The sequence below is a fragment of the Micromonospora sp. WMMD975 genome (genome assembly GCF_029581215.1).
Taxonomy (GTDB): Bacteria; Actinomycetota; Actinomycetes; order Mycobacteriales; family Micromonosporaceae; genus Micromonospora.
Window position 1 is genome coordinate 6,149,919 of the sequence record NZ_CP120739.1, and the last position, 26,423, is coordinate 6,176,341.

The 26,423-nt window shown below is 71.3% G+C and carries 29 protein-coding genes; 22 read left to right on the forward strand and 7 right to left on the reverse strand.

The window, feature by feature from the left end; translation table 11 throughout:
- The first annotated feature begins 171 nt into the window (after positions 1–171).
- Genes O7613_RS27600 through O7613_RS27615 form a run of 4 tightly spaced genes read left to right on the forward strand, consistent with a single transcriptional unit; the run spans position 172 to position 2,396 of the window.
- Positions 172–492: a type VII secretion target gene (locus O7613_RS27600; RefSeq protein WP_281585464.1), complete on the forward strand. Its 321-nt coding sequence runs from the start codon at positions 172–174 to the stop codon at positions 490–492.
- A gap of 10 nt (positions 493–502) precedes the next feature.
- Positions 503–1,429: a WXG100 family type VII secretion target gene (locus O7613_RS27605; protein ID WP_282290806.1), complete on the forward strand. Its 927-nt coding sequence runs from the start codon at positions 503–505 to the stop codon at positions 1,427–1,429.
- A gap of 9 nt (positions 1,430–1,438) precedes the next feature.
- Positions 1,439–1,792, forward strand: coding sequence for a YbaB/EbfC family nucleoid-associated protein (locus O7613_RS27610; RefSeq protein WP_281585462.1), 354 nt, complete (start codon positions 1,439–1,441; stop codon positions 1,790–1,792).
- Positions 1,793–1,796: 4 nt separating this feature from the next.
- Entirely contained in the window at positions 1,797–2,396 is a 600-nt protein-coding gene (locus O7613_RS27615) for a hypothetical protein (RefSeq protein ID WP_282290809.1), read from the forward strand.
- Positions 2,397–2,456: 60 nt separating this feature from the next.
- Here the strand turns inward: O7613_RS27615 and O7613_RS27620 are convergent, their stop codons facing one another.
- The gene (locus O7613_RS27620) at positions 2,457–4,499 is read right to left on the reverse strand and encodes an ATP-binding domain-containing protein (protein ID WP_282290811.1); all 2,043 of its coding nucleotides are present in this window, start codon (positions 4,497–4,499) and stop codon (positions 2,457–2,459) included.
- A gap of 224 nt (positions 4,500–4,723) precedes the next feature.
- Between O7613_RS27620 and O7613_RS27625 the strand changes: the two genes are divergently transcribed.
- The 3 genes from O7613_RS27625 (at position 4,724) to O7613_RS27635 (ending at position 7,581) form a co-directional block, all read left to right on the forward strand.
- A complete protein-coding gene (locus O7613_RS27625) occupies positions 4,724–5,305 on the forward strand; it encodes a metalloregulator ArsR/SmtB family transcription factor (protein WP_281585459.1) in 582 nt (193 codons plus the stop codon).
- A 42-nt stretch (positions 5,306–5,347) separates the two neighbouring features.
- Complete coding sequence (locus O7613_RS27630) at positions 5,348–6,607, forward strand: MFS transporter (protein ID WP_282290812.1); 1,260 nt, start codon at positions 5,348–5,350, stop codon at positions 6,605–6,607.
- Between the two features lie 122 nt (positions 6,608–6,729).
- Entirely contained in the window at positions 6,730–7,581 is an 852-nt protein-coding gene (locus O7613_RS27635) for a menaquinone biosynthesis protein (protein ID WP_281585457.1), read from the forward strand.
- Positions 7,582–7,588: 7 nt separating this feature from the next.
- Here the strand turns inward: O7613_RS27635 and O7613_RS27640 are convergent, their stop codons facing one another.
- Together O7613_RS27640 and O7613_RS27645 are read right to left on the reverse strand one after the other, a co-directional pair.
- Positions 7,589–8,521 (reverse strand): hypothetical protein, encoded by a 933-nt coding sequence (locus O7613_RS27640; RefSeq protein ID WP_281585456.1) that lies wholly within the window; start codon positions 8,519–8,521, stop codon positions 7,589–7,591.
- Positions 8,521–9,504, reverse strand: coding sequence for a hypothetical protein (locus O7613_RS27645; RefSeq protein ID WP_282290813.1), 984 nt, complete (start codon positions 9,502–9,504; stop codon positions 8,521–8,523). Before O7613_RS27645 ends, O7613_RS27640 begins: the two co-directional genes overlap by 1 nt.
- Before the next feature lie 372 nt (positions 9,505–9,876).
- On the opposite strand from O7613_RS27645, the gene paaA reads away from it, so the two are divergent.
- The 5 genes from paaA (at position 9,877) to paaE (ending at position 13,780) form a co-directional block, all read left to right on the forward strand.
- Positions 9,877–10,944 (forward strand): 1,2-phenylacetyl-CoA epoxidase subunit PaaA, encoded by a 1,068-nt coding sequence (paaA, locus tag O7613_RS27650; RefSeq protein ID WP_281585454.1) that lies wholly within the window; start codon positions 9,877–9,879, stop codon positions 10,942–10,944.
- Positions 10,945–11,111: 167 nt separating this feature from the next.
- Positions 11,112–11,399, forward strand: coding sequence for a 1,2-phenylacetyl-CoA epoxidase subunit PaaB (gene paaB / locus O7613_RS27655; protein WP_281590565.1), 288 nt, complete (start codon positions 11,112–11,114; stop codon positions 11,397–11,399).
- Positions 11,396–12,118, forward strand: a complete 723-nt coding sequence (gene paaC / locus O7613_RS27660) for a 1,2-phenylacetyl-CoA epoxidase subunit PaaC (RefSeq protein ID WP_281585453.1) — start codon at positions 11,396–11,398, stop codon at positions 12,116–12,118. The genes paaB and paaC overlap by 4 nt, the downstream gene beginning before the upstream one ends.
- Before the next feature lie 55 nt (positions 12,119–12,173).
- Positions 12,174–12,650, forward strand: coding sequence for a 1,2-phenylacetyl-CoA epoxidase subunit PaaD (gene paaD, locus O7613_RS27665; protein WP_282290815.1), 477 nt, complete (start codon positions 12,174–12,176; stop codon positions 12,648–12,650).
- Positions 12,647–13,780, forward strand: coding sequence for a 1,2-phenylacetyl-CoA epoxidase subunit PaaE (paaE, locus tag O7613_RS27670; protein WP_282290817.1), 1,134 nt, complete (start codon positions 12,647–12,649; stop codon positions 13,778–13,780). Before paaD ends, paaE begins: the two co-directional genes overlap by 4 nt.
- A gap of 15 nt (positions 13,781–13,795) precedes the next feature.
- Here the strand turns inward: paaE and O7613_RS27675 are convergent, their stop codons facing one another.
- Positions 13,796–14,194 (reverse strand): hypothetical protein, encoded by a 399-nt coding sequence (locus O7613_RS27675; protein ID WP_282290819.1) that lies wholly within the window; start codon positions 14,192–14,194, stop codon positions 13,796–13,798.
- A 108-nt stretch (positions 14,195–14,302) separates the two neighbouring features.
- Between O7613_RS27675 and O7613_RS27680 the strand changes: the two genes are divergently transcribed.
- The 4 genes from O7613_RS27680 (at position 14,303) to O7613_RS27695 (ending at position 17,870) form a co-directional block, all read left to right on the forward strand.
- Positions 14,303–15,175 carry a helix-turn-helix transcriptional regulator gene (locus O7613_RS27680; RefSeq protein WP_282290821.1) on the forward strand — a complete coding sequence of 291 codons (873 nt, stop codon included), beginning with the start codon at positions 14,303–14,305 and terminating at the stop codon, positions 15,173–15,175.
- Positions 15,168–15,362: a DUF397 domain-containing protein gene (locus O7613_RS27685; protein WP_282294630.1), complete on the forward strand. Its 195-nt coding sequence runs from the start codon at positions 15,168–15,170 to the stop codon at positions 15,360–15,362. The genes O7613_RS27680 and O7613_RS27685 overlap by 8 nt, the downstream gene beginning before the upstream one ends.
- Before the next feature lie 132 nt (positions 15,363–15,494).
- Entirely contained in the window at positions 15,495–15,689 is a 195-nt protein-coding gene (locus O7613_RS27690; RefSeq protein ID WP_282290822.1) for a DUF397 domain-containing protein, read from the forward strand.
- Positions 15,690–16,019: 330 nt separating this feature from the next.
- The gene (locus tag O7613_RS27695) at positions 16,020–17,870 is read left to right on the forward strand and encodes an FG-GAP-like repeat-containing protein (RefSeq protein WP_282290823.1); all 1,851 of its coding nucleotides are present in this window, start codon (positions 16,020–16,022) and stop codon (positions 17,868–17,870) included.
- Between the two features lie 61 nt (positions 17,871–17,931).
- On the opposite strand, the gene O7613_RS27700 is transcribed toward O7613_RS27695, so the two are convergent.
- From O7613_RS27700 to O7613_RS27710, 3 genes are all read right to left on the reverse strand, one after another.
- A complete protein-coding gene (locus O7613_RS27700) occupies positions 17,932–18,381 on the reverse strand; it encodes a hypothetical protein (protein ID WP_281585446.1) in 450 nt (149 codons plus the stop codon).
- Entirely contained in the window at positions 18,378–19,010 is a 633-nt protein-coding gene (locus tag O7613_RS27705; protein WP_282290825.1) for an RloB family protein, read from the reverse strand. Before O7613_RS27705 ends, O7613_RS27700 begins: the two co-directional genes overlap by 4 nt.
- A gap of 102 nt (positions 19,011–19,112) precedes the next feature.
- Entirely contained in the window at positions 19,113–20,333 is a 1,221-nt protein-coding gene (locus O7613_RS27710) for an ATP-binding protein (RefSeq protein ID WP_281585444.1), read from the reverse strand.
- A gap of 174 nt (positions 20,334–20,507) precedes the next feature.
- Between O7613_RS27710 and mqnC the strand changes: the two genes are divergently transcribed.
- From mqnC to O7613_RS27740, 6 genes are all read left to right on the forward strand, one after another.
- Positions 20,508–21,698: a cyclic dehypoxanthinyl futalosine synthase gene (mqnC, locus tag O7613_RS27715; protein WP_282290827.1), complete on the forward strand. Its 1,191-nt coding sequence runs from the start codon at positions 20,508–20,510 to the stop codon at positions 21,696–21,698.
- Positions 21,699–22,122: 424 nt separating this feature from the next.
- A complete protein-coding gene (locus O7613_RS27720; RefSeq protein ID WP_282290829.1) occupies positions 22,123–23,388 on the forward strand; it encodes a cell wall anchor protein in 1,266 nt (421 codons plus the stop codon).
- 121 nt (positions 23,389–23,509) lie between these two features.
- The gene (locus O7613_RS27725) at positions 23,510–24,223 is read left to right on the forward strand and encodes a demethylmenaquinone methyltransferase (protein WP_282290831.1); all 714 of its coding nucleotides are present in this window, start codon (positions 23,510–23,512) and stop codon (positions 24,221–24,223) included.
- Between the two features lie 62 nt (positions 24,224–24,285).
- Entirely contained in the window at positions 24,286–24,507 is a 222-nt protein-coding gene (locus tag O7613_RS27730) for a hypothetical protein (RefSeq protein ID WP_281585441.1), read from the forward strand.
- A 134-nt stretch (positions 24,508–24,641) separates the two neighbouring features.
- Positions 24,642–25,916 (forward strand): geranylgeranyl reductase family protein, encoded by a 1,275-nt coding sequence (locus O7613_RS27735; protein ID WP_281585440.1) that lies wholly within the window; start codon positions 24,642–24,644, stop codon positions 25,914–25,916.
- A gap of 135 nt (positions 25,917–26,051) precedes the next feature.
- Positions 26,052–26,417: an NADH-quinone oxidoreductase subunit A gene (locus O7613_RS27740; protein WP_089154551.1), complete on the forward strand. Its 366-nt coding sequence runs from the start codon at positions 26,052–26,054 to the stop codon at positions 26,415–26,417.
- Positions 26,418–26,423: the final 6 nt, after the last annotated feature.

Consider the following 26,423-nt stretch of genomic DNA (forward strand, 5'->3'; position numbering starts at 1 on the left):
GTCCGACCGGCGACTGCGGCGACCATGGGCACCCGGCCGCGGCGGCCCGGGCCAGGATCATGGACCCTGCCCACGTCACCCGCACCGCCCCCTGTGGAGGGGGTGCATCCCCTAGTCTGGGGGCGCCGTCGACGGCGGTGGTGTTGTCCGACCGGACACTGGGGAGGGTCCGTGACCAGTCCGAGCAGGGATCTCGACGTCCAGCCGGAGGCGTTGACGGCGTTCGCCGCCGCCTCCCGGGACCGGGCCACCCGGTTCCGCGAGCTGCACCGGGGGTTCCGCGACGGGCACGTGTCCCGGCACTCCTTCGGTGTGATGCCCGCGTCGTTCAGCCTCGCCGCCGCGTACGCGGAGCAGTTCGAGGCGTGCCTTCAGGGGCTGGAGGAGGGCGCCGAGGTGATGGCTGACATCGCCGAGGGGCTGACCGACACCGCCGACGCCTACACCGGCACGGACGTGGCGACCACCGACATGTTCACGCCGGGCGCCTGAGGGGGCACCGATGAGCACCGAGGCGCTTCAGCGCAACAAGACCTACTTCGAGCAGATCGTGTCGGGCACGCCCGACCCGTTCAAGCCGCTCTCCAACGCCGTGTTGTGGCCGTTCGAGCAGTTGCTGGAGCTGGTCGCCGGTGAGCCGGACGACCTGATGCAGGCCGCCCAGCTCGCGCTGACCACAGGCGAGGCCGTGCGGCAGATCGCCGGTGACCAGGTCGCCGACCGGGCCCGGCTGCGTGGCGCCTGGGACGGCGACGCGGCGGAGAAGTTCCACGCCTCGATGGAGTCCGTCGAGGAGGCGGTCGAGGAACTGGCCAAGGGGCTGGACGGCACCAAGGAGGTGCTCGCCGACGCCGCGAACGCGGCGGTGGAGGCGTTCAACCTGCTGGTCGAGCTGATCCTGGAGTTCCTGCTCTGGTTCCTGACCGAGGTGATCATCGCGGCGGTGGCGGCGGCGCTCAGCGCCGGCGTGACGCTCGCCGCGACGGTGGTGCGGGTGCTGGCGCGGCTGGCCACCACGGTCGGCCGCATGGTCAAGATCGTGGCCCGGTTCGCGGAGATCCTCACCAAGCTGGTCACCAAGCTGGAGAAGGTCGCCGAGTTGCTCACCCGCTACCGCAAGCTGGTGATGGAGCTGCGTAAGGCCAAGAAGGCGTACAAGGCGTGGAACAAGTCCGGCTACACGAAGGAGGCGTTCGCGTTCAAGATGAAACGCGCCGCCATCCTGTTCCCGGGCAAGTTCGCCATCAACCAGGCGTCCCCGGTGAACATCCCGGGCATCGGCGGGGCCCTGCTCGACACCGGGGTGGGCCTGCACGACGTCGCCGACGGCCACAAGGATCGCAACTATCTGGTGGACGGCACCTACCGCGAGGACCTCGGCCCGTACACCAAGGGCGTGCAGAACGTGTTCGACTCGATCGTGAACTGAGAGGCAGCCATGACGTTCCCGGCCCTGGACCGGATCGAGGCGCTGGCCCGCAACCTGGACGGGTGGCAGCGTGAGCTCGGCGCGCGGATGGCCGAGCTGGAGCAGAGCAGCGCCACCGGCGCGAGCGACTCCGGCCTGGTCACGGTCGTGGCCGCCGCCGATGGCAAGATCCTCTCCACCGACATCAACGCGCGGGCGATGCGGTTCGACTCCTACACGCTGGCCGAGGAGTTCACCGCCGCGGCGAACCGGGCGCAGGAGGCCGCCGCCGCCCGCGTGCGGGAGATCGTCGGCGAGGTGATGGGCGGCGCCCCGGCCGCGGAACGCCGCGCCGACGACGGCTACGGCCACGACCGATACTGAGCCGATGGACGAGACCAGATACCGCGAGGCGATCGGCCGGCTCGTCGAGCCGGGTGAGCGCGTGCTGGCCCAGGCCAAGGCGGACGTCGGCGGCGGTCTCACCCCGCCACCGCCGCCCGAGCCGTCGTCGACCGCCGCGCCGGGCCGGCGGACCGTCGGATCGGTGCTGCTCAACGTGCTCCTGCCGGTCGCCACCTGGGATCGCGGCGACCGCCTGGTCGACCTGGTCGGCTGGGGGATCGCCGGCCGTGGCACCCCCGGTTCGGCCGCGTCCCGGCTGCACCGGGCGCTCAACCCGCCCCGGCCGGACGGCGCGGTCCGGGAAACCCTGTTGGCGGCCACCGACCGGCGGCTGCTGGTCTGCCGCACCGGCCCGGTCAAGCTCCTCGCCGGGCGTGACGACGAGGAACGGGCGCTGGCCGAGACTGAGGTGGTCTGGTCGGCGGCGCGCACCGAGGTGACCTCGGCCCGGGTGGGCTGGCACCGGCTCAACCCCAAGCGCCTGCGGTTCGACTTCGCCGACGGCTCCTGGCTCGCCTTCACCGTCCCGATCGCCGAGCCGGGCACCCCGCTGCGGGCGATCGCCGCCGCGCTCGCCGGTTGAGCGGCGTCGGTTCGCCGTGCCTGAGGGGGCGTCGACCGCCCGGGCGTCGACGCCGGCGGGTCAGCCGGCCAGCGGCGCGGGCAGCGGCTCCCGGTGCAGCACCGCCAGCCCGGAGACCGCCCGGGTCAACGCCACGTAGAGGCGGTTCAGGCCACGCGGCTCGGCGGCCACGATCGCGGCCGGCTCGACGACCACCACATGGTCGTACTCCAGGCCCTTGACCAGCGTCGCCGGGACCACCGTGACGCGCGCCACGGTCTCGACGTCGTCGGCGGTCGCGGTCTCGACGCCCGCCGCGGCGAGGGCCGCCCGGAGCCGGTCCACCGCGTCGTCGGCCGCGATCACACCGACCGAGCCGTCGTGCGCCAGCGCCGCCCGCACCTCGGCCACCGTCGCGGCCGTCAGGTCCTCGGCGGTACGCACACCGAGCGCGCCGTCGTGGCGAAGTGACCGGGCCGGGGGTACGTCGACGGCGAGCATGGGCAGCAGCCGGTTGGCGAACGTCACCACGGCGGCGGGCACCCGGAAGCCGACGCTCAGCGGCACCACCGCGGCGTCCGGCTTGCCCAGGTGAGCGAGGGACTCCCGCCAGTCGGTGGCGGCCCAGGGTGCGGTGCCCTGGGCCAGGTCGCCGAGGAGCGTGATCGAGCCGTGCTCACTGCGGCGGGCGATGGCCCGGCACTGCATCGGGGAGAGGTCCTGCGCCTCGTCGACGACCACGTGGCCGAACCCGGCGGGCCGTTCCAGCAGCCCGGCCGCCTCGTCGAGGAGCACCGCGTCGGCGGCGGTCCATCGGGTGGCCTTCGCGGTGCGCCCGACCTTGCCGGCACGGAACAGCTCCTGCTCCTCGGTGGTGAGCAGCCCGTCGGCGGCGGCGGCGAGCGCCTCGGCGTCGGTGCGCAGCCGGTGCAGCAGGCCGTCCGGGGTGAGCGCCGGCCAGACCGCGTCGAGCAGGTCGGTGACCGGTTTGCTGCGGCTCATCCGGCGCAGCCAGGCGTCCGAGGGCGACTCGGCTCGGCGGGCCTCGGCCTGGCGTTGCAGCAGCCCGACCAGCCGGGCCCGGACCCGTTCCCGGCCGGTGGCGTACGGCAGGCCCTCCGCGCGGGTCTCGGTGACCAGGCGGTGCAGCGGGTCGAGCCCGATCCGCCAGCGGAACGAGCCGTCCGACACCATGATCGGCTCGGTCGGCGTACCGATGTGGGCCTCGACGGCGCGGCGTAGCACCTCGGCCATCCGGATGTCGTGCTTGAGCGCGGCGGCGGCCGGCTCGTCGACCGCGCGGACCGGAACCCGGGCCACCAGGTCTTCGACGGTGGCCTGCTCGACCTCCACCTCGCCGAGCGCGGGCAGCACGGCCGCGATGTAGGACAGGAACGCCCGGTTCGGCCCGACGATCAGCACGCCGGAGCGGCGCAGCCGCTCCCGGTGCAGGTAGAGCAGGTACGCGGCGCGGTGCAGCCCGACCGCCGTCTTGCCGGTGCCCGGCGCGCCCTGGACGCAGATCGAGTCGGCCAGGTCGGCGCGGACCAACTCGTCCTGCTCGGGTTGGATGGTGGCGACGATGTCCCGCATCGGGCCGACGCGGGGGCGCTCGATCTCGGCGGTGAGGATCCGGCTGGCCGTGCCGAGTTCCTCGCCCCGGTCGAGGTGCTCGTCCTCGAAGCTGGTGAGGACGCCGTTGTGGAACCCGAACCGGCGGCGCACCGCGACGCCCTGCGGGTCGCGGGCGCTGGCCCGGTAGAACGACCGGGAGACCGGGGCGCGCCAGTCCAGCACCAGCGGCTCGCCCCGCTCGTCGGTGACGTGTCGCCGGCCGACGTGGTAGTCCCGCCCGGCGTGGTCCGGGTCGTCCGGCCCGAAGTCCAGCCGGCCGAAGAAGAGCGGGGTGGTCGGGTCGTCAGCCAGTTCCTTGACCCGCCGGGCCATGTGCCGGCCGAGCTGCTCGGCGGTGTACGCGTCGCCGGCCACCTTGTCGCCGGTGGCGAAGAGCGACTCGGCGCGTTCCCGCATCCGGCGCAGCGCGGCGCGGGAGGTCTCCAGGTGGGCGCGCTCGGTGGCGAGTTCGGCGTCGAGGGTGGTGGTGTCGTTCTGCGTTGCGGGCACGGTGAACTCCCAGGCTCAACATGATGCTCGCTCGCGTGTCCGGGGCGGTTGGCCTGCTCCCGGCGCGGGGACGTCCGCTGCGGTGCATGCTCACCGCGGCCGTCGGGCGGTCAACCACTATACGGAGGCGCCGATCGGCGTCGCCACCGAATTGGCGGTGTGGCCTGAGCCGCCACGGCGCTGCCGCGGGTGTCCGTCGCCCGCCGACGCGGGATCATGGGGGCATGACCGAGGCGCGTTCCGAACAGCACCGGGTGACGATCACCGATCCGCAGGTGATGCGGGCGTTGGCCCATCCGGCGCGGATGGCGATCGTGGAACATCTCAGCGCGTTGGAGGGCGGTGCGACCGCCACCGAGTGCGCCGAGATCGCCGGCCTCTCGCCGAGCGCCACCAGCTATCACCTGCGCGAGCTGGCGAAGTTCGGTCTGGTGCGGCAGGCGGCGGGTCGGGGTGACGCGCGGGAGCGGGTGTGGGAGGCGGTGAACCCGTCGTACTCCGTCGAGGCGGGGCCGGACGCCGACCCGGAGACGCACGCCGCCGAGGCGGCGCTGGTGGAGGCGCACCTGGTCCGGGACGCGCAGCGGGTCCGGGACTGGCTGCGCCGCGTGCCCGACGAGCCGCCCGAGTGGTACGAGGCGTTCTGGTTCAGTGACAGCGTGCTGCTGCTGACCGCCGAGGAGTTGGCCGAGCTGAACGAGGCGGTCCGGGCGCTGACGTCGCCGTACCGGCAGCGGAACCGTACCGACCCGCCGGCCGGGGCGCGGAAGGTGGCGGTGCAGTACCGGGCGATGCCGATCGACTGAGCGGGGCTTGCGTGCCCAGGTGTGAAGGATTATTTTCGAAGTATGTCCTTCGCATCTGGGTCGTCGCGTTGGTCGGACGTCTGGCTCGCCACCACCGCCCGGGGCGTCTCCAGCTGCGGCGACTTCCTCGCCGCCACCGCTCTGACCCTCGCGCTCCAGTCCGCCGGGGCCGGTGGGCTCGCCGTCTCCGGGCTGCTGCTCGCCGCGACGCTGCCCCTGGTCGCGCTCGCCCCGCTCACCGGTCGCCTCGCCGACCGGGTGGACAGCCGCGTCCTGCTGGTCACCGCCGGCCTCGTTCAGGCCGGGATCTGCGTGGCCCTGGCGTACGCGAAGGATCCGGTCCTGGTCGTCGCGCTCGTGGCGCTGCTCGCGACCGGCCTCGCGGTCACCCAGCCGGTGCTCGCCGCGCTGGTGCCGGTGATGGTCCGCGCCGCGGACCTGCCCCGGGCCGGTGCGCTCAACCAGACCGCCGGCACCCTGGGCGCGCTCGCCGGGCCCGCGCTGGCCGGGCTGCTCGTCGGGCAGTTCGGCACCCGGGTGCCGCTGCTCGTGGACGCGGTCAGCTACCTGGCGTTGGTGGTGGCCGCGCTGCTCATCCGTACCCGCCGGGGTGGCCGTGGGGTGGCGGCCGACGTCGCCGGGGCGGCCACGCCCGGGTGGCGGCTGCGGCGCGACCCGCTGCTGTTGGTCATGGTCGGCAGCGTGGCCGCGGTGGTCGGCGCGGTCGGGGCGATCAACGTGATCGAGGTCTTCTTCATCCGGGAGACCCTGGACAGCTCCACCACCGTGTACGGCCTGGTCACCGGCTCCTGGACGCTCGGCATCGTGCTCGGCGCCTGGCTGTTCGCCCGGGTCGCCCGCCGGCTCGCCGACGACGGCGCGCTGCTCGGGGCCGGGCTGGTGCTGCTCGGCGGCTGCTGCCTGGCGGTGCTCGCCTCGGCGGCGGTGCCGTCGGCGTGGCTGCTGGTGCCGATCTGGCTGCTGGGTGGCGTGGGCAACGGCGGCAACAACGTCTTCGACCAGTTGCTGCTTGCCCGTCGGGTGCCGGAGGTAGCCCGGGGGCGGGCGTTCGCGGCCTTCGGCGCGGCGGTGCAGGGTGCCGGGATGGGCGGCTACCTGGTCGGCGGACTGCTGCTGGAGGTGGCCGCCCCCCGGTCGCTTGTCGCCGCTTGCGGGGTGGTCGGCCTGCTGGTGGTGGTGGCGCTGGCCTGGCCGGTCCGCCGCGCGGTACGCGCCGAGCGTGCCGCCGCCACCCCCGCGCCGCACCCCGCCGCGCCGTCCCCGGTGGGGGTGGGCGGTTAAGCGGGGCCCCTTCCTCTACCGAATGCGTTAATAAGGGCCCCCTCCTTTCATGCGGTGCGGGCTGGACCACTTCCGTGCCGGCCCGTGGGGCGGTGCGGGGGTGGCGGGGATACGGTCGGGCCATGGCCGAACGCATCGCCCGTCCCCGCGTGGGGCACATCCAGTTCCTCAACTGCCTGCCCATCTACTGGGGGCTGATGCGATCCGGCGCGCTGCTCGACGTCGACCTGCACAAGGACTCGCCGGACCGGCTGAGCGCCGACCTGGTCCGGGGCGACCTCGACATCGGCCCGATCACGCTCGTGGAGTTCCTGAAGCACGCCGACGAGCTGCTGCTCCTGCCCGACCTCGCGGTCGGCAGCGACGGCCCGGTGCTCTCGGTCAACATGGTCTCGACCCGGCCGCTGGCCGAGCTGGACGGCGCGAAGGTCGCGCTCGGCTCCACCTCGCGCACCGGGGTGCTGTTGGCCGAGCTGCTGCTCGCCGAGCGGTACGGGGTCCGCCCGGAATACTTCCGCTGCCCGCCGGACCTGACCCAGATGCTGCTGGAGGCCGACGCCGCGGTGCTGATCGGCGACGTGGCGCTGCGCGCGCTCTACGAGGCGCCCGGCAAGGGCCTCGCGGTGACGGACCTCGGGCAGGCCTGGCACGACTGGACCGGGTTGCCGATGGTGTTCGCCGTCTGGGCGGTACGCCGGGACTTCGCCACCGCCCACCCGGGGCTGGTGAAGGAGGTGCACGAGGCGTTCCTGCGCTCGCGCGACCTGTGCCTGGCCGAGCTGGACCAGGTGGCCGAGGCGGCGGCCCGCTGGGAGCCGTTCGACGCGGCCACCCTGGCGACCTATTTCCGCACGCTCGACTTCTCGCTGGGCGAGCGGCAGGTGGCCGGGCTGCGCGAGTTCGCCCGCCGGGCGGCAGCGTACGGGGAGGTGCCGGCGTTGCCGGCGGACGGGCCGCGGTTCTTCCAGGGCTGAGCGTGGCTCAGTTCGCCGGGCGCAGCAACGCCTCGGTGATCTGCTCGCAGGCCTTCATGCCGTAGTCCCAGCTGCCGACGCTGAACGGGCTCTTGACCATCACACCCATGGTCCAGGTGTCGCCGATGGCCAGGCAGTTGACGTGGTATTCCTTTTCCTTCTGCCGGTCGATCCAGCCGTTCTTGATGGCGATCTTCTTCTGCTCGGCGGCCGGGAACGCCTTGCGGATGCCGAAGTCACCGGCGCCGCGGACCAGGCGCATCTCGTTGAGCAGCCACTTCGTCCACTTCGGGCCGGCGGCCCGGCCGTCGTCGATGCAGCGGCCGAGCCGTGCGGTGTCGCGCGGGGACAGCAGGGTCCGGCTCCAGCCGCCGTCGGCGGCGACCTTGCTGTCGGTCAGCTCGCAGATCGAGATCAGCCGCTTGATCGAGGCCGCGCTGCCGACGCTCTCGTAGAACTGCTGGGCGCGGGTGTTGTCGCTGTCCCGGATGATCCGCGTGGCGTCGGCGAGCTTCGCGTCGCTCGGGGTCTTGCCGGCCTCGGCGGTGCGGCGCAGGTAGTCGGCGACCACCCAGGATTTGATCAGGGACGCGGTGGTGCTGGTCTCGCCCATGTTCTTCGAGCCGATGATCTTTCCGGTGCGCTTGTCCAGCACCGACCAGGCGTACCAGCCCTTGAGGTTGAGGGAGTCGAGGTTCTTGGCCTCGAACGGCAACGGCTCCAGCGACGGCGACGGCGCCGGCCGGGGCCGGGTGTTGCGATCGGTGGGCTGCGCGGTGGACCGCTCGCCCGGGTCGGGACGCGACGCGGCGGTGGGTCGCAGCGGTGAGCCGGGGACCAGCCGGAGCGAGAGGACCAGCAGGCCGACCAGGGCCACGGCCACCGCGGTGAACGCCAGCGGGCGGTGATGGCTGCCGGGCCGTCGCCGGGCACCGGCCATCAGAGCTTCCCGACCGGCTGCTGCGGCACCTTCAGCGCCGCGCCGGGCTGCGGTGTGACGAGCTGGGTGGCGACGCTGGCGCAGACCTTCGACCCGTACGACAGGCCGGAGCCGATCGGGTAGCGCATCATCACCGCGAGACTCCACTTGTCGGTGACCGCCAGGCAGTTGACGTGCCAGTTGCGGTCGTAGACGAGCGCGGTCCAGCCGTTCTTGATGCTCACCGGGCCCTGGGCCTTGATCGAGGCGGGCAGGCCGTCGACGATGCCCCACTTGCCGCCGCCGGACTTCGCCTGCTGGCTCTTGATGCTGCCCCGGACGTTCGCCATCTCGTTCAAGACCCACTTCGTCCACTTGGGCCCGGCGGCCTTGCCGTCGGCGATGCAGTCGCCGAGCCGGACCGCGTCCCGGGGGGACATCCGGGTGAAGCTCCACCAGCCCTCGTAGGAGGGCACGTTGCCGGCCTTGGTGTCGGTCAGGCCGCAGATCTTGACCGCGCGCTGGAGCACCGGGTTCAGCTTGTTGCCCGGCTGCGGCTTGTAGGACCCGCCGGCCGCCCGGTAGACCCGGTTCGCGCCGTCGTCGTTGCTGTCCCGGATGGCCACGCTGGCCGCCTTCTTCAAGTCGGCGGTGGGCTGCTCGTCGCCGAGCTGGCGCAGGTAGTCGGAGACGATCCAGGTCTTGAGCATCGACTCGGTGGAGCTGGTCTGGCTCATGTTCTTCGCGCCGGTGACGGCACCGGTCTCCCGGTCCATCAGGGCCCAGGAGAAGAACTCGCCCTTGAAGTTCACCGAGACCGGGGCATCGGCGAGCGTGGGGGGTGGCGGCGCGCTCGGGGCGGGCGCGGGCACCTGCTCGGCGCCGGCACCGATGCCGCCGAGGCCGTCTCCGTTGGAGAGTTTCGCGTACGCGGCGGGCACCAGCATGCCGCCGCCGACGAGGACCGCCACGACGGCGAGCACCAGGGTCACGCGAGGTCGCATGAGTGGGTGGACTCCAGATGTATGGCCGGGGGGACCGGCGCTTGCGCATGTGTTCGGGCCCGATCACCACGAGGCCGGGGGACGGTGGCCTGGGTGGTGGCGATCAACGGCAGCCGATCGGTGTGCCGGGGGAAGTCTACTTCTGGACAGGCCGATCGCCAGATCTCGACACTCGCCGTCTAGCCGGATCGGCGGGACATTGAGCCGCTATGCCGCTCTTGGGGGGTTTCATCGTTGACAAGTGGTCGACATCACACTTGTTTCCGCAGCTCAGGGCGGTTCACGTGGAGCGTCTGTTCGGTCACGGAAGGTGGCTGCGGAATCCTGTTACACCCTCTGGTGTCATTCGTTGCGAGCTGTAACACTGGCTTCATGTATGGCAACGACTTCGCCCCGCCCGAGGACGCTCCGGGCGGCGGCCTGCTCGGCGAGGTGGAGGCCGCGGAGGCGGCGCTGCGCGAGGCGGCGGCGCGGGCCCGGCGGGGCGGTGCGGCGCCGGACCAGGACTTCGAGGCCTACTTCGCCGACGTCATCGACGCCGATCAGAAAATCGAGCCCCGGGACTGGATGCCGGAGGCGTACCGGAGGACGCTGATCCGGCAGATCGCCCAGCACGCCCATTCCGAGATCATCGGCATGCAGCCGGAGGGCAACTGGATCAGCCGGGCCCCCTCACTCAAGCGCAAGGCCATCCTGCTGGCCAAGGTGCAGGACGAGGCCGGCCACGGCCTCTATCTCTACGCGGCGGCCGAGACGCTCGGCATCACCCGGGACGAGCTGGTGGAGCTGCTGCTCAACGGCCGGCAGAAATACAGCTCGATCTTCAACTACCCGACCCTGACCTGGGCCGACGTCGGTGCCATCGGCTGGCTTGTGGACGGGGCGGCAATCGTCAACCAGGTGCCGCTGTGCCGCTGCTCCTACGGCCCGTACGCCCGGGCCATGATCCGGGTCTGCAAGGAGGAGTCGTTCCACCAGCGGCAGGGATACGAGATCCTGCACACGCTGGCACACGGCACCCCGGGCCAGAAGGCGATGGCCCAGGACGCTATCGACCGCTGGTGGTATCCGTCGCTTGCCATGTTCGGCCCGCCGGACGGCGACTCCACGCACAGCGCGCAGTCCATGGCCTGGAAGATCAAGCGCTTCTCCAACGACGAGCTGCGCCAGCGGTTCGTCGACATGTGCGTCGGTCAGGCGGAGGTGCTCGGCCTGAGCATCCCCGACCCGGACCTGCGCTGGAACGACGAGCGCCAGGCGTACGACTACACCCAGCCCGACTACGCCGAGCTGATGCGCGTCATCAAGGGCGACGGCCCGTGCAACCGGGAGCGGATGGCGCACCGGCAGCGGGCCCATGCCGACGGCGCCTGGGTCCGGGAGGCCGCCGCGGCGTATGCCGCGAAGCGGGCCGGGCGCAAGGAAGCGGTGGCGGCATGAGCGAACGCACCGAGCGGAGCGAGGGCCGTGAGGGCGTGCCCGGTCGGCTCGGCATGAGCGAACGCACCGAGCGGAGCGAGGGCCGTGAGGGCATGCCCGGTCGGCTCGGCATGAGCGAACGCACCGAGCGGAGCGAGGGCCGTGAGGGCATGCCCGGCCAGCACCGCATGAGCGGGCAGTCCTCGCCGCTGTGGGAGGTCTTCGTGCGGGCCCGGCGCGGCCTGTCCCACACCCACGTCGGCAGCCTGCACGCCGCCGACGCGGAGCTGGCGCTGCGTAACGCCCGCGACCTCTACACCCGCCGCCAGGAGGGGGTCTCGATCTGGGTGGTGCCGGCGGGCGCGATCACCGCGTCCAGCCCGGACGAGAAGGACGCCTTCTTCGATCCGGCGGCCGACAAGGTCTACCGCCACCCGACGTTCTACGAGGTGCCGGACGGGGTGTCCCACCTATGACACTGTTCGACTTCACGCTCGGCCTCGGCGACGACGCGCTGATCGCGGCGCAGCGGCTCGGCGAGTGGGCCACCCGCGCGCCGGAGATGGAGGAGGACATCGCGCTCGCCAACATCGCCCTCGACCAGCTCGGCGCGGCCCGGCTGCTGCTCACGTACGCGGGCGAGCTGGAGGGCGCCGGTCGCGACGAGGACGCCCTGGCCTACCTGCGCGACGACCGGGAGTTCCGCAACTGCCTGCTTGTCGAGCTGCCCAACGGCGACTTCGGCATGACCGTGGCGAAGCTGTTCTTCCTCGCCGCCTGGCAGTTGCCGCTCTACACCGCGCTGGCCGGCTGCGCCGACGACCGGCTCGCCGCGGTCGGCGCGAAGGCGCGCAAGGAGTCGGCGTACCACCTGGACCACGCCTCGCTCTGGGTGCGGCGGCTCGGCGACGGCACCGACGAGTCGCACCGCCGCATGCAGGACGCGGTCGACCAGGTGTGGCCGTACGTCCACGAGCTGTTCGTGGCGGACCCGGCCGCGCCGGTCGACCCGGCGGCACTGTGGGCCGACTTCGACGCCACCGTGACCGCCGTGCTCGACGAGGCCACGCTCACCCGCCCGGAGGCGGGTTGGAAGCCGGGCGGGGGCCGCGACGGCCTGCACACCGAACACCTCTCCTACCTGCTGGCCGAGATGCAGGTGCTGCACCGCGCCCACCCTGGGGCGCAGTGGTGAGCGCGAGGAGCGCAGCGCAGCGGAGCCCCGCAGTCGCGAACGGAAGGTGGCTCTGGTGAGTGACGCCAGGGCGGCCGTGGCGGCGGTGGTGGATCCGGAGATCCGGGTCATCACCATCGACGAGCTGGGCATCCTGCGCGCGGTCGAGGAGGAGCCGGACACCGGCCGGGTCGTCGTCACCATCACCCCCACCTACACCGGCTGCCCGGCCATGGACGTGATCCGCGCGGACATCCGACGTGCGCTCGCCGCCGCCGGGCACCCGGACGCCGAGGTCCGCACGATCTACGCGCCGGCGTGGAGCACCGACTGGATCTCCGAGCCGGGCCGGGCCAAACTGGCCGCCGCCGGCATCGCCCCGCCCGCGCCGCGCGGCGACGACACGGTGGTGCCGCTTACCCTCGCGGTCCGCTGCCCGCACTGCGGATCCCCGGAGACCACGCAGGTCAGCCGGTTCGGCTCGACCGCCTGCAAGGCGCTGTGGCGCTGCCGCTCCTGCGCCGAACCCTTCGACCACCTGAAGGCGCTGTGACTGTCACCATCACCCGGCCGGTCCGCCGCCGGCCGGTCTTCCACCCGCTTCCCGTCGCCGCCGTCGACCGGCTCACCGACGACTCGGTGTCCATCACCTTCGCGGTGCCCGAGGAGCTGCGCGAGACGTTCGCGTTCTCCGCCGGGCAGCACCTCACGGTCCGCCGTCCGGCCGTCGCGGACGATCCGGAGGCCGAAGAAGCGCGGCGGTCGTACTCGATCTGCTCCACCCCGGACGAGCTGGCCCGGCACGGCCGGTTGCGGATCGGGGTGCGCGAGGTCCCGGGCGGGGCCTTCTCCGCGTACGCCTGCGGCGCGCTGCGTGACGGCGACACCGTCGAGGTGCTGCCGCCGCTGGGGCAGTTCACCTCCGCGTTCACCCCGGGTCGGGCCAGACGGTACGGCGCGGTGGTGGCCGGCTCCGGCATCACGCCGGTGCTCGGGCTGGCCGCGACCGCGCTGGCCGTCGAACCCGACAGCACCTTCACCCTGGTGTACGGCAACCGCACGGCGAACACGGTCATGTTCGCCGAGGAACTGGCCGACCTGAAGGACCGCTATCCGACCCGGCTGCACCTGGTGCACGTCCTGTCCCGCGAGATGGGCGAGTCGGCGCTGCTCTCCGGGCGGATCGACGCCGACCGGCTGACCTGGCTGCTCGACACCGTCGTACCCGGCGACGAGATCGAGGAGTGGTTCCTCTGCGGCCCGTACGGAATGGTGGTGGACACCAAGGCCGTGCTGGCCGGGCGCGGGGTGCCGGATGCGGCCGTGCACACCGAGCTGTTCCACGTGGATGCCCCGCCGGAGCCGGTACGCCGGCCCACCGCCGATGCCGGCGACACCGACGACACCGGTGTCGAGGTGACGATCGTGCTGGACGGGCGTTCGTCGAGCCTCACGATGGGCCGGGACGAGCGGGTGCTCGACGCGGCCCTGCGGGTGCGGAGCGAGCTGCCGTACGCGTGCAAGGGCGGGGTCTGCTCGACCTGCCGGGCGCGGGTCACCTCCGGCGCGGTGACGATGGCGCGCAACTACGCCCTGGAGCCGGACGAGGTGGCCGCCGGATACGTGTTGACCTGCCAGTCCAGCCCGACCACCGACGACCTGACGGTCGACTACGACGCGTAGCCCGATGGGCTTCTGTCAGCGGCTCGCCGCCTGGTCGTGCCGCACGTGGGCGGTCCAGTAGGTGAGGTCGGAGTGGTGCTCGGTGAGGGTGACCGGCTCGCCGCAAGCTTCCTCGATCATCTTGACCGCGTCGTCGAGGTGCGCCGGCTGGTGGTCCCAGTCGTCGTCCAGGAACAGGTGCAGCCCCACCTCGCCCCGGTCGTCGCCGAGCGCCTCGGCCGCCTCCGGCGACACGAGCACGACGGTGTAGCGGGCCACCTCCCGCTCCGCCTCGGTGAGTGACGGTCGATCGGCACGCGCGTGCCGGCCGAAGCGGTCGATGACGGACGGGATCGGGCCGGGCGACTCCGCCGGGTCGTACGGCCGGAGCCAGGTGGGCTGGAATGAGGCGGAGGTGGTGTCCGGTGCATCCACGTCGAGACCCTTCCTAATCGATCGCAAAATTTCTAGTCGAATCGCAATTTGCGATCGATGATGGATCGCGTAGAGTGCCGTGTCAACAACTCTCGGCGAGGTGTGTTGGTGGCAAAGCAGACCATGCCGTCCGTAGCCGGACGCGGCTTGGGCGGCGAGTTGCGGCAGCTGCGGCGGACCATGCGGCTGAAGGGGTCGTCCGTGGCGGTCCAACTTGGCTGGCAGCCGTCGAAGCTTTCCCGAATCGAGACTGGCCAACAGGGAGTTCGGGCGGAAGAGGTCGCCGCGCTGTTGACCGTCTACGGCGTCGTCGGCGAAGAGCGCAAACGGTTGCTGTCGATGGCTGAGCGATCCCGTGACAAAGGTTGGTGGGAGACGCATGGGGCCGGATTGACCGCTTGGTCGCGCACCTTCAATCTGCTGGAGGCCGAGGCGACGCGGGTCGTGACTTGGCAGCCGCTGCTGGTGCCGGGGCTGCTCCAGTTGCCGGAGTACACAAGTGCCCTGATGAAGAGCTGCGGCGTGAGCCCGGCGGAAGCGGAGAGCCGGGTAGCCGCCCGGCTGGCACGGCAGGCGATCCTTGCCCGGGACGAGCCGCCGGAGCTGCACGCGATCATCGACGAAACCGTCCTGCGCCGGCCGCTCGGCAGTCATCAGCTGATGGTCCGTCAGCTTCGGCATCTCATCGAGCTGTCCGAGCGGCCCAATGTCAGCCTTCAGGTGGTCCCGCTCGCGCGAGGTGGCCACACCGGGCTGGACGGTGGGTTCGTGCTGTTCGATTTCCGCCGTCGTCCATCGGTGGTGCACCTGGAGCACAAGATCTCGGGCGTCTTCCTGGAGGAGCCGGAACAGGTGGCCGTGTTCCGCCGGGCGGCCGATGCATTGACTGGGGTCTCCTTGAGTCCGGCCGATTCGACGGACGTCGTCGCGCGGACAGCGGCGGAGCACGAGCGAGGGGGAGTGCCCGATGGCCATGCTTGACATCTGCGGAGCGACTTGGCGCAAGTCATCCCGCAGTGGATCCGACAGCGACTGCGTGGAAGTGGCGAAGATGGCCCGTGTGGTGGGCGTGCGGGACTCGAAAGATCCGACCGGGCCGGTGCTGGCCTTCGATCGGCTCTCTTGGACCGCCTTCGTCGCCGGGCTGCCGGAGAGCCCCGAGGCCTGAGGCAGACCCGTTCTCGCCTCCTGCCCGGAACGCCCGCGCGGGCTGGGAGTGGCATTTGCCGAACCTCGCGACTTGGCACCCAGACACTGACCGTGGAGCACGAGTGAGAGTGAGAGTGAGAGTGAGCAGAGGATGACCACCCCTGACCTGTCCGGCGCGACCTGGCGCAAGTCCACCCGCAGCGGCTCCAACGCCAACTGCGTGGAGGTCGCGACGGTTACCCGAGCGGTCGGCGTACGCGATTCGAAGGACCCGGCCGGCCCGGTGCTCGCCTTCGACCGGATGGCCTGGGCCGCCTTCGTGGCTGGCCCGCCGAACCGCTCCTGACGGCCCGCCGCCCCTCGAATGGCGGGAAATCCCTCTCGCCTCCTGGAAGCGGGAGAGATCTTGGAAGCTAAGTGCCCCTCCAGGGGCCATTTCCCTCCAAGATCTCGGCCCTCGCGCGGCGACCTAAGGAGTCACCTCGACTGGTAGGCCCGCAGCGTGCTGCTGGTGTCGTGGGCGAGCAGGACAGCGAAGCAGCCCTTGATCCTCTATATTGCCAACCGTCATCGCCCGTTGCCGGAGCGTCGCGTTCGTCGCGCGCCCCTGGCGGCGGGCGTTCCGCGCATCGGGCCGAGTGGTCGCCCGGGGCGCCACATCGAACGGGGGAGCACCATGACGGGACACCATCGACGACGACAGCGCCGCCGCGCGCTGCTGGCCGGGGTCGTGACGCTTGCCGGCGCGGGGCTGGTGGCGGGCGCGCCGGCGCGGGCGGTGAGCGGCGGCACGCCGGTCACCGACCCGGCGTACACGTTCGCGGCCAAGGTGGTCTTCGGCGACGTGCACGGCTGTTCGGGGGCGCTTGTGGCGCCGCAGTGGGTGCTCACCACCCGGTCCTGTGTGACCGACGGCGCGTCGGCCCCGGCGACCGGTGCGCCGAGCCGGCCGACCACGGTGACCGTGGGCCGGCTCGACCTGGCCGCCACCGGAGGTCACGTCCGGCGGGTCTCCTGGGTGGTTCCCCACCCCGACCGGAACGTGGCGTTGCTGCGGCTGGCCGTCCCGGCGGTCGCAGTCGCCCCGGTGGCGCTCGGCACCACCGCCCCGGCGCAGGGTGAGCAGTTCCAGGCGCTCGGCTTCGGCCGGACGGCCACCGAGTGGGCGCCCGACAAGCTGCACGGCGTGGGTGTCACCGCGGCGGCGGTGACCGACATCACCGTCGACATCACCAACCCGGACAGCGGCGGCCCGACGACCTGCAAGGGCGATGCCGGCGGGCCGACCGTCCGGGTGGCCGGCGGGGTTCCGCAACTGGTCGCCCTGCACGACAGGTCCTGGCAGGGCGGCTGCCTGGCCGAGACGGAGACGCGCCGCGACGCGGTCGAGGTGCGTACCGACGACCTGGCCGCCTGGATCCGGACCAACAGCATCTCCACCTGCAACGCGGGCGGCGGCACGGTGGTGCCGGGGGACCAGTCGAGCCTGGCGATGCTCGGGGACTGGACCGGCGACTGCCGCGCCGACGTGCTTGCGCAGACGGCCGACAACCGGCTGCGTCTCTACCCGTCCAGCGGCGACATGTCGGGCACGGCGCCGTTGTTCCCCGGGCCGTACCCGTACGTCGGCACCAACTGGTCGGCGTCGAACCGCCCACGGGTGCTTGTCGGCGACTTCAACGGTGACGGTCGCTCGGACATCATCGGGGGGACCTCCGACGGCACGCTCACCGCGTGGGCGTCGACGGGTGACGTCTCCGCCGACGGCCGGCTCTTCCCCACCCCGGTCAAGGTCGGCACCGCCTTCACGATCGGGTCGATCCCGCGTCTCCACGTCGGTGACTTCGACGGGGACGGGCGGACCGACCTGCTCGGCCAACTGCTCAACGGCACGTTGAAGGTGTGGACCTCCAGCGGCGACCTCTCCGCCGACGCCCGCCTGTTCTCGGCGCCGGCGCGGGTGGTCGGCGACGGTTTCACCACGTCGGCGGTGCCGCGGATCCTGACCGGTGACTTCAACGGCGACGGCCGTACGGACGTGATCGCCCAGTACGCGGACGGCAGCATGAGGGGCTTCCCGTCCAGCGGCGACGTCTCCGGCGACGGAAAGCTGTTCCCGTCGACCGCGCAGGCGAAGGTGGTCGGCAGCGGCTGGAAGAGCAGTTCGATCCCGCGCATCCTGGTCGGTGACGTGGACGGCGACACCGTCGTCGACCTGGTGGCCCAGTTGGCGGACGGCACGCTGCGGGTCTACCGGTCGTCAGGCGACCTGACCGGCAGCGCCCTCACCTTCCCGGGCCCCTACCTGAACGTGGGCACGAACTGGACGGCGGCGAACCGGCCCCGGATCCTGGTCGGTGACCTCTCCGGCGACGGCCGGACCGACCTGGTCGGGCAGCAGACGGACGGGAAGCTGCTCGGCTTCCGCGCCACAGGTGACCTCTCCGCCGACTTCAAGCTCTACGTCACGAGCGAGAACCCGGTCGGGCAGGGCTGGTCGGCCACCTCCATCCCGCGCATCTTCTAACCGCCGATCCGGAAAGCGGTCGGCTACGACGCCCGTCGGAGGGCGTGGTAGCCGACCGCTTTCACCGTTCCCTGAGCTGCTCGCGGAGCTCCTGCAGGGAGTGGCCACTGCGTGCATGGGTCCATTGTCCCCAGCCGTTGATGTCGTGACCCACACAGGCTTTGAGCGCAGGCGACGGTTTGGTGTAGGTGGACCCGTCGGGAAGTCGGATGTTCCCGTCCGCCGTGACCACCGCCCGATGAGTGAGACGCTTGCGCTTCTGGACGTGGACGAGTTCGTCGTCCGGCTCCAACAGCCCGGCCTCGATCAACCTGGAGAGGTCACCGGCATTCCGCTCGCCTCCTACGCCAGCACCGGTGCCGGTGTCGAGCCGCAACAGCCTGCGAAGGACGTCGTTCTCACGGTCAACGAAGGGTTGGGCGTGCCGCTGAAGCAGCGCGTACACCTCGTCGTCGATCTCGATTTCGTGCATAGCCGCGGTCCGCTCCTCTTCCTCGGCTCCGAAGGTCATCGGACGGAACGGGGGCCATTGTGCGCCACGAGGGCGGTTACCAGACTCGGGACTGAGGTCGAAGGGTTGCGGGCGTCCACCGGCTTCTCCCGGTGCAGGCGGTCCAGCCGCGCCGCCCTGCTCAGTGCGTTCGCGCGGCCCGACCGGAGGGCCTCGAAGTTCACGAGCTTGCCTCGTGGACTGTATCCGCACGGGTGCCGCTCAAGTCGACGGCATGCTTCGTCGGTGGTCAGGTAGGCGAAGAGATCCTCGTAGTGCAGCAGGAGAAAGACCTCGAAGCATGGGTTCGAGACCGCGCATCGGATGCCGTGTCGGGCGGCCAGAGCGAGTGCGGAAGCGAGCCGGGTGTGCGGTTGAGGCGCCTCCACATCGAATACGACCCACACCTCGTCGTAGGCATCGCCATCGGCTGCGGCCTGGTTCGCCTCGGCGATGGCCTTCTCGACCACCCCGTACGGTTCACCCTTCCCGGAGAGGATGTTGATTCGGACGGTGCCGGCCCGAAGCTCACGTCGTAGCCCCTTGAAGTACCAGGTCTCGGTGTTCTCCCCCTCGCTGCAGATCAGATAGGTCCGACGCTCGTCGTAGCGACCGGTGCGCCGTCGCAGCGGTCGGCTGGTCCGGGTCATCGGGTCGCCTGGCAACGGTGGGTCTCGATGGCCACGTTCACGCTCCAGACACTTGAACTTAAGCCTTCAAAGCGTAAAGCTTTGGTGCTAGAGTTTTCGATGTCAAGCCGCTCGGACCGACGGGTCGAGGAGGTTCAGCGTCTCGTGATCGAGGAACGGCACGGCGCCGTACCGGCCCTTGAGATATCTGCCCTCGACGTCGTCCAGGCCGCCACGCACCCGGAACTCGCTGAGCGGATAGAGGCGGGATGCGCCAGTTTCGTCCTTTTCGGTGAGCCACACCTGATCCCGGGCAAGCCGGATATCACGATGGCGGCCGAGGAGGCCGACGTCGTGGCTGTTGAAGATGAGCTGTGCACCGCGCGGGTTCGTAGCCGGCTCATGAAAGAGCCGGACGAATGCCGCCGTGAGAAGGGGATGCAACTCGCTCCCCAGATCGTCGATGGCCAACAGCCCGCCGGCGTCCAGGGCCCGCACGGCCAGTTGCAGGAGGTCGAACCAGTTGCGGGTGCCGGCCGACTCCCACTGCCAGGGCATGGTGGCCTCGCCGCCCTCGGTGGACGCAGAGTGCAGGAACTCGATCTTCGGCTCCATCGGCCCTGGGGCTCCGCCGCCGTCGCGCTGAACGATCTCCGCGCCGACGATGCCCAGGTCGGCGAAGCGCATGAGGGCGAGCATCCGGTCGTCCGGCAGGCAGTGCGGTGGGCGGCGCGGCGTCGGCTCGTGCTCTGCCGCGATCATCTGCCGCGGACTGAACCAGCGGTAGATCCGGCCGAGCTGGGGATGGTTGAGCGCGGCGGCGGCGGAGAGGAAGAGGCTGTTCGGTCGTACGGTCTCCGCGATCAGCTCACGTGGCCCGGTCAGGTGGTTTCCGAAGTGCAGCGAGTTGCCCTCGCGTTCGAGGTAGACCTGCCGTCGACCTTTCGGGAACGCGTACAGCCACTCCTGCCGGATCGCCTCGTCGTCCAGCGAGAAGCCGAACTCGTACCTGACGTCGTCGACGACGAAGTCGAAGACGAACTCGCTCGGCCGGCTGCCGCTGTCGGCGTCGAGCCGGAACGGCCACCGACCCGGAATGGGCTCCTCCGGAAGCCATCGCTGATGCGAGAGGCGAACCGCGTCGCGGGCGAACCCCAGCGCCTTCACGACGTTGGACTTGCCAGAGGCGTTCGGCCCGAAGATGCCGACGACGGGTAGCGCGTTGAGCCTTTCCCGTGGCACCGGGCGGACCGCGAGGTCAGGGTGCTCATCGGTGGCGACGAGGCTCAACTCGGCCTCATCCCGCAACGAGGCAAAGTTGGTCGCCCGGAAGCGCAGTAACATTTGCCGCCAGCTCCAATCCTCGAATCTTACTTTACCCCTCTTCGCTGCCTGGGATGTCAATAACTGACGATCCAGGCCTTCTGATGATGCTTCCAGCATGATGTTATGGGGTCGACGCCGCATGTCGAGGCGGCGGCGAACAGTCCGTGGAGCGCGCGACGTACGCTCGATGGCGTGACGGTGAGCCGGGAGATCGACGACATCCTGCAGCGTGGCGCGGACGGCGGGCGGATCACGCCCGAGGAGGCCCTGCTGCTCTACACCGAGGCGCCCTTCCACGCGCTGGGCGAGGCGGCCGACGCGGTACGGCGACGCCGCTACCCGGACAACATCGTCACCTACCTGATCGACCGCAACATCAACTACACGAACGTCTGCGTGACGGCGTGCAAGTTCTGCGCGTTCTACCGGGCCCCCAAGCACGCCGAGGGCTGGACCCACCCGACCGAGGAGATCCTGCGCCGCTGCGGCGAGGCGGTCGAGCTGGGCGCCACCCAGGTCATGCTCCAGGGCGGGCACCACCCGGACTACGGCGTGGACTACTACGAGGAGCTGTTCTCCTCGGTCAAGACGGCCTACCCGCAGCTCGCCATCCACTCGATCGGCCCGAGCGAGATCCTGCACATGGCGAAGGTGTCCGGAGTGAGCCTGGACGAGGCCATCGCCCGGATCAAGGCCGCCGGCCTGGACTCGATCGCGGGCGCCGGCGCCGAGATGTTGCCGGACCGGCCACGCAAGGCGATCGCGCCGCTGAAGGAGTCCGGCGCGCGTTGGCTCGAGGTGATGGAGCTGGCGCACCGGCAGGGTCTGGAGTCGACCGCCACCATGATGATGGGCACCGGCGAGACCAACGCCGAGCGGATCGAGCACCTGCGGATGATCCGCGACGTGCAGGACCGTACGGGCGGTTTCCGGGCGTTCATCCCGTGGACGTACCAGCCGGAGAACAACCACCTGAAGGGTCGCACCCAGGCCACCACGCTGGAATACCTGCGCCTGATCGCGGTCGCCCGCCTCTTCTTCGAGACGGTGCCGCACCTCCAGGCGTCCTGGCTGACCACGGGGAAGGACGCCGGGCAGCTCAGCCTGCACATGGGAGTGGACGACCTGGGCTCGATCATGCTGGAGGAGAACGTCATCTCCTCGGCCGGGGCCCGGCACCGGTCCAACCTGCACGAGCTGATCGGCATGATCCGGTCGGCGGACCGGATCCCGGCCCAGCGGGACACGCTCTACCGCCGCCTCGCGGTGCACCGCACGCCGGCGGACGACCCGAGCGACGACCGTGTGGTCTCGCACTTCTCGTCGATCGCCCTGCCGGGCGGCGGGGTCGGGAAGTCGCTGCCGCTGGTCGAGGTGAACTGACCGCTCGCACGTGTCTCCGCACCGTGGGTGACGGCCGTCGTTGGGTCGAACGGCCGAGGGTCGCTGGGCGAAGGGATCCTTTCGGCGGGCCGGTCGACCGGCCTCCGCCGCCGGGGATGGCGAGGAAGATCGCGGACCGCTAATGTCCCCGCCCATACGCTTTTTCCGCGCCACCCGGGGGCCGCTCTGGTGACATCGGGTGACCGGGAAGTCGACCGCCTGACGGTTGTCCTCCATCGGCCCATGAGGGCCGTCCACATAACGCACCGCGGCAGGGGCGGGATGGGTGACCATCCCGCCCCTGCTGTCGGTCGAGGTAGGTGGGAATTTCCACCCGCGCATCGGCTGGCGCACCGCCGCGTCGCTCCGGTACCGTCCGTTCGTTCCGTGCGTGATCTGCGCTTCCCTACCCCCCGGGGGAACCATGACTTTCCGTTACCGCTCCACACTGGCCCGTGCCGGTGTGGTGGCTCTGCTCTCCACCGCCGGCCTCGGCGCCGTCACCGGACCGGCGCACGCCGCCGGCGAGGCCGACCTCACGCTCATCCCGCTCAGCTACAAGCTGGCCAAGGGCGTCGACGAGGCCAAGGCCAAGCCGTTCAAGTTCCAGGTGAACAACACCACCGGCACCGTCGACGCGAAGGGCGTCCGGGTCACGGTGGAGACGACGGGCCTCAAGGCCAAAAAGGTCGGCGTGCTGGTCCCGGACGGCTGCACGGTGACGGGGACCGCCTTCTCCTGCCTGCTCGGTGACCTGGCCGCCGGCACCACCGAGGACTTCGGCCTCCCGCTCTTCTCCACCGGCGGCAAGGGCGCGGCGGGCACGCTCACGGTCTCGATCAGCGCGGCCACCGCCGACCCGGACCTGGCGAACAACTCGGTCGACCACGACATCACCGTCACCGCGCCCGGCTACGACCTCACCACCTGGGTGCAGGACGTGTACGCCGACGTGGACGTCGACGGCGACGAGGTGGGGGAGGCGGACCTGCGCCCGGTCCGGCCGGGCGGGACCGCGCCGCTGGACTGGGCCGTCTTCAACGACGGCAGCAAGAAGGCCACCGGTGTCGCGTACGGCATCACGCTGCCGGCCGGCGTCACCTTCGCCGAGCTGCCCGAGGGTTGCGAGGAGCAGGAGCTGGGCGGCATCGCGCAGGCGTACTGCGAGGACCGGGGCGCGGTGCTGAAGCCCGGCCAGTTCTACACCGCCGGGGTGCGGGTGAAGGTCGGCGCGGACGTCACCGAGAAGCTGCTCCGCCCGGGCTTCGTCTTCGCCTCCGGGTTGGACTCTGCCGCCGGTGAGCCCGAGGAGGCCCCGCGCGTCGCCAGCTCGGCCCAGCGTCGCGCCTTCGCCGAGGTCGACGACGGCGACAACACCGCCCAGTTCGACGTCTTCGTCGACCCGAGCGCGGAGCCGACCCCGAGCCCGACGGTCACCCCGACCGCCGAGCCGACTCCGACCGCCGAGCCGACCCCGAGCGGCAGCGTGACCCCGGTCCCGACCCCGACCACCGGTGGTGGCAACGGCGGCGGCTCCGGCGACGGCGGCCTGCCGGTGACCGGTATGCAGGTGGGCCTGATCGGTGGGATCGGCGCGTTGGTGCTCGCCGCCGGCGCGGCGCTGCTGATGCTGTCCCGGCGTCGCAAGGTCGTCCTGGTCGCGCCGAACGAAGAGCGCACCGAGGGCTGACGTCGCGCCGAACGAGGAGCGCACCGGGGACTGACCCGAGGACCGCACGACGCGGGGGCGGGGTGGGCGACCACTCCGCCCCCGCGCCGTACCCGGATGGCGTGGCTGGCAGAGTGGAGGGGTGAGTAGTCGTTCCCCGCAGGGCCGGCGCGCCAGCCTGGAGAAGCAGCCGCACGAGGTCGCCGCCATGTTCGACGGGGTGGCGGCCCGCTACGACCTGACCAACACCGTGCTCTCCTTCGGGCAGGACCGGCCCTGGCGGCGGGCCACCCGGGCGGCGCTCGGGCTGCGCCCCGGCGAGCGGGTGCTCGACGTGGGCGCCGGCACCGGCGTCTCGACCGAGGAGCTGGCCCACTCCGGGGCGTACGCGGTCGGCGTCGACCTGTCGCTCGGCATGCTGCACGCCGGCAAGCGCACCCGCCCGGCGGTGCCGCTGCTGGCCGGGGACGCGCTGCGGCTGCCGTTCGCCGACGCCAGCTTCGACGCGGTGACCATCTCCTTCGCGCTGCGCAACGTGAACGACACCGATGCCGCGCTGCGCGAGCTGGCCCGGGTCACCAGGCCGGGCGGGCGGCTCGTGGTGTGCGAGTTCAGCACCCCGGTCAACCCGGCGTTCCGCACGGTCTACCTGTCGTACCTGATGCGGTCGTTGCCGGCGGTGGCCCGGACGGTGTCCAGCAACCCGGACGCCTACGTCTATCTCGCCGAGTCGATCCGGGCCTGGCCGGACCAGGCCGCCCTGGCGGCGCGGGTCGGCGCGGCCGGCTGGGGCCGGGTGGCGTGGCGCAACCTGACCGGCGGTGTCGTCGCCCTGCACCGTGCCGTCCGGAGCTGACACTTCAGTCCCATTTCGTGAATGTCGGACTTATCCGTCATGGTCGCCGTAGGCTCGCGGCCATGACGCGATCCGACCACGCCACCACCACCGACGACGACGCCGCCGAGTTGGTCGCGCAGCTGACGGAGTTGGCCGGCGCGGATCCGGTGGAGATGCGCCAGGTGGTCGCCGAGGTGCTGGCCGCGCTCGACCGCGCGGCCGGCGGCGCGCTGCGCGACCACCTGCCCGAGACGATCCGGCTCGACGCCGGTCTCGGACCGGCCGCGCCGACCCGCCCGTGACCGATCTCCACCCGCTTACCGGACGGTTTCCGGGAAGTTAGGACCCCCTCAGCGCGTACTGGTGTAACGCCGGTCATAGACTCCAACCCGATCGGCTTGTGAAGCATTTCACGAGCATGCGGGAGGAGGCGCGGATGACCGCGGTGGAGAACGACGCCGACGTCATCGTCGTGGGCGCCGGTCCCGGAGGATCGGCCACGGCATACCACCTGGCACGGCACGGCGTACGCGTGCTGCTGCTGGAGAAGACGGAGTTCCCCCGGGAGAAGGTCTGCGGCGACGGGCTCACCCCCCGCGCCGTGCGGCAGCTGATCCGGATGGGCGTGGACACGTCCCCCGAGGCCGGTTGGTTGCACAACAAGGGCCTGCGGGTGATCGGCGGCGGGGTGCGCCTGGAGCTGGACTGGCCCGACCTGGCCAGCTTCCCCAACTACGGCCTGGTCCGGACCCGGCTCGACTTCGACGACCTGCTCGCCCGGCGGGCCGTCGACGCCGGGGCGACGCTGCGTACCGGCGTCAACGTGCTCGGCCCGGTGCTCGACGCCGACGACCGGGTGACAGGCGTGCAGGCCGAGGTCGGCCCCGGCAAGGAGCCGGCCACCTTCCACGCGCCGCTCGTGGTCGCCGCGGACGGCGTCTCCGGCCGCTTCCCGCTCGCCCTCGGCATGGCCAAGCGGGAGGACCGGCCGATCGGCGTCGCGGTCCGCCGCTACTACCGCTCACCCGCCAAGCACGACGACGACTACCTGGAGTCGTGGCTTGAGCTGCGGTCCAAGGGCAACGAGGCGCTGCTGCCCGGCTACGGCTGGATCTTCGGCCTCGGCGACGGCCGGGTGAACGTCGGCCTGGGCGTCCTCAACTCCTCGTCGGCCTTCGGCAAGACCAACTACCGGCGACTGCTCACCGACTGGCTGGCCAACACCCCGGAGGACTGGGGGATGACCGACGAGGCCAACGCGGAGGGGCCGATCCTCGGCGCCGCGCTGCCGATGGGCTTCAACCGGGTCCCGCACTACAGCCGGGGCGTGCTGCTCGTCGGCGACTCCGGCGGCATGGTCAACCCGTTCAACGGCGAGGGCATCGCGTACGCGATGGAGTCCGGTGAGCTGGCCGCGGAGGTCGCCGTGCAGGCGCTCGCCCGCCCGGCCGGCGCCGAGCGGGAGCGGGCGCTGATGGCGTACCCGCAGGAGCTGAAGGCCCGCTTCGGCGGCTACTACCGGCTCGGCGGGATCTTCGTGAAGCTGATCGGCCGCCCCGAGGTGATGCGGATGGCCACGAAGCACGGCATGCCGCACCCGATGCTCATGCGCTTCGTGCTCAAGCTGCTGGCGAACCTGACCGACCCGCGCGGCGGGGACGCGATGGACCGGGTCATCAACGCCATGACGAGGGCGGCGCCGGCCGTGTAGGAGACCACCGGTCCGGGGCCACCGGCCCACGGAGCGGACCGAGATCGACCCCCCGCCGACCGCGGTCGTCAGGGACGTGAATAGTGTGATTTTGGCCAACCACCGAGGTCAGGGAAGGACGAGCAGGGGACAACGATGACGCTCTCGCCTTATGCACCCATCATCGGGCTGTTCGCCCTCGCCGCGGGGTTCGCGCTGTTCTCCGTGGCCGCCGCCCGATTCGCCGGCCCCCGGCGTCTGAACAAGGCCAAGCTCGAGGCGTACGAGTGTGGCATCGAGCCGAGCCCGCAGCCGGTCGGCGGCGGCCGGTTCCCGATCAAGTTCTACCTGACGGCGATGCTCTTCATCGTCTTCGACATCGAGATCATCTTCCTCTACCCCTGGGCGGTCTCGTTCGACGCCCTGCCGATCTTCGGCTTCGTGGAGATGGTCATGTTCATCGTCGCGGTCTTCGTCGCCTACGCCTACGTGTGGCGGCGCGGCGGCCTGGACTGGGACTGAGGAGGT

What these genes read in the sequence shown, in the direction of transcription:
- O7613_RS27610 (WP_281585462.1), top strand. Translation starts at nt 1,439, where the DNA reads ATGACGTTCCCGGCCCTGGACCGGATCGAGGCGCTGGCCCGCAACCTG.
- O7613_RS27605 (WP_282290806.1), top strand. Translation starts at nt 503, where the DNA reads ATGAGCACCGAGGCGCTTCAGCGCAACAAGACCTACTTCGAGCAGATC.
- O7613_RS27740 (WP_089154551.1), top strand. Translation starts at nt 26,052, where the DNA reads ATGACGCTCTCGCCTTATGCACCCATCATCGGGCTGTTCGCCCTCGCC.
- O7613_RS27645 (WP_282290813.1), bottom strand. Translation starts at nt 9,504, where the DNA reads ATGCGACCTCGCGTGACCCTGGTGCTCGCCGTCGTGGCGGTCCTCGTC.
- O7613_RS27730 (WP_281585441.1), top strand. Translation starts at nt 24,286, where the DNA reads ATGACGCGATCCGACCACGCCACCACCACCGACGACGACGCCGCCGAG.
- O7613_RS27700 (WP_281585446.1), bottom strand. Translation starts at nt 18,381, where the DNA reads ATGACCTTCGGAGCCGAGGAAGAGGAGCGGACCGCGGCTATGCACGAA.
- O7613_RS27695 (WP_282290823.1), top strand. Translation starts at nt 16,020, where the DNA reads ATGACGGGACACCATCGACGACGACAGCGCCGCCGCGCGCTGCTGGCC.
- O7613_RS27635 (WP_281585457.1), top strand. Translation starts at nt 6,730, where the DNA reads ATGGCCGAACGCATCGCCCGTCCCCGCGTGGGGCACATCCAGTTCCTC.
- O7613_RS27705 (WP_282290825.1), bottom strand. Translation starts at nt 19,010, where the DNA reads ATGACCCGGACCAGCCGACCGCTGCGACGGCGCACCGGTCGCTACGAC.
- O7613_RS27625 (WP_281585459.1), top strand. Translation starts at nt 4,724, where the DNA reads ATGACCGAGGCGCGTTCCGAACAGCACCGGGTGACGATCACCGATCCG.
- O7613_RS27630 (WP_282290812.1), top strand. Translation starts at nt 5,348, where the DNA reads ATGTCCTTCGCATCTGGGTCGTCGCGTTGGTCGGACGTCTGGCTCGCC.
- O7613_RS27690 (WP_282290822.1), top strand. Translation starts at nt 15,495, where the DNA reads ATGACCACCCCTGACCTGTCCGGCGCGACCTGGCGCAAGTCCACCCGC.
- O7613_RS27735 (WP_281585440.1), top strand. Translation starts at nt 24,642, where the DNA reads ATGACCGCGGTGGAGAACGACGCCGACGTCATCGTCGTGGGCGCCGGT.
- O7613_RS27640 (WP_281585456.1), bottom strand. Translation starts at nt 8,521, where the DNA reads ATGGCCGGTGCCCGGCGACGGCCCGGCAGCCATCACCGCCCGCTGGCG.
- O7613_RS27615 (WP_282290809.1), top strand. Translation starts at nt 1,797, where the DNA reads ATGGACGAGACCAGATACCGCGAGGCGATCGGCCGGCTCGTCGAGCCG.
- O7613_RS27710 (WP_281585444.1), bottom strand. Translation starts at nt 20,333, where the DNA reads ATGTTACTGCGCTTCCGGGCGACCAACTTTGCCTCGTTGCGGGATGAG.
- O7613_RS27685 (WP_282294630.1), top strand. Translation starts at nt 15,168, where the DNA reads ATGCTTGACATCTGCGGAGCGACTTGGCGCAAGTCATCCCGCAGTGGA.
- paaA (WP_281585454.1), top strand. Translation starts at nt 9,877, where the DNA reads ATGTATGGCAACGACTTCGCCCCGCCCGAGGACGCTCCGGGCGGCGGC.
- paaC (WP_281585453.1), top strand. Translation starts at nt 11,396, where the DNA reads ATGACACTGTTCGACTTCACGCTCGGCCTCGGCGACGACGCGCTGATC.
- paaB (WP_281590565.1), top strand. Translation starts at nt 11,112, where the DNA reads ATGAGCGGGCAGTCCTCGCCGCTGTGGGAGGTCTTCGTGCGGGCCCGG.
- O7613_RS27720 (WP_282290829.1), top strand. Translation starts at nt 22,123, where the DNA reads ATGACTTTCCGTTACCGCTCCACACTGGCCCGTGCCGGTGTGGTGGCT.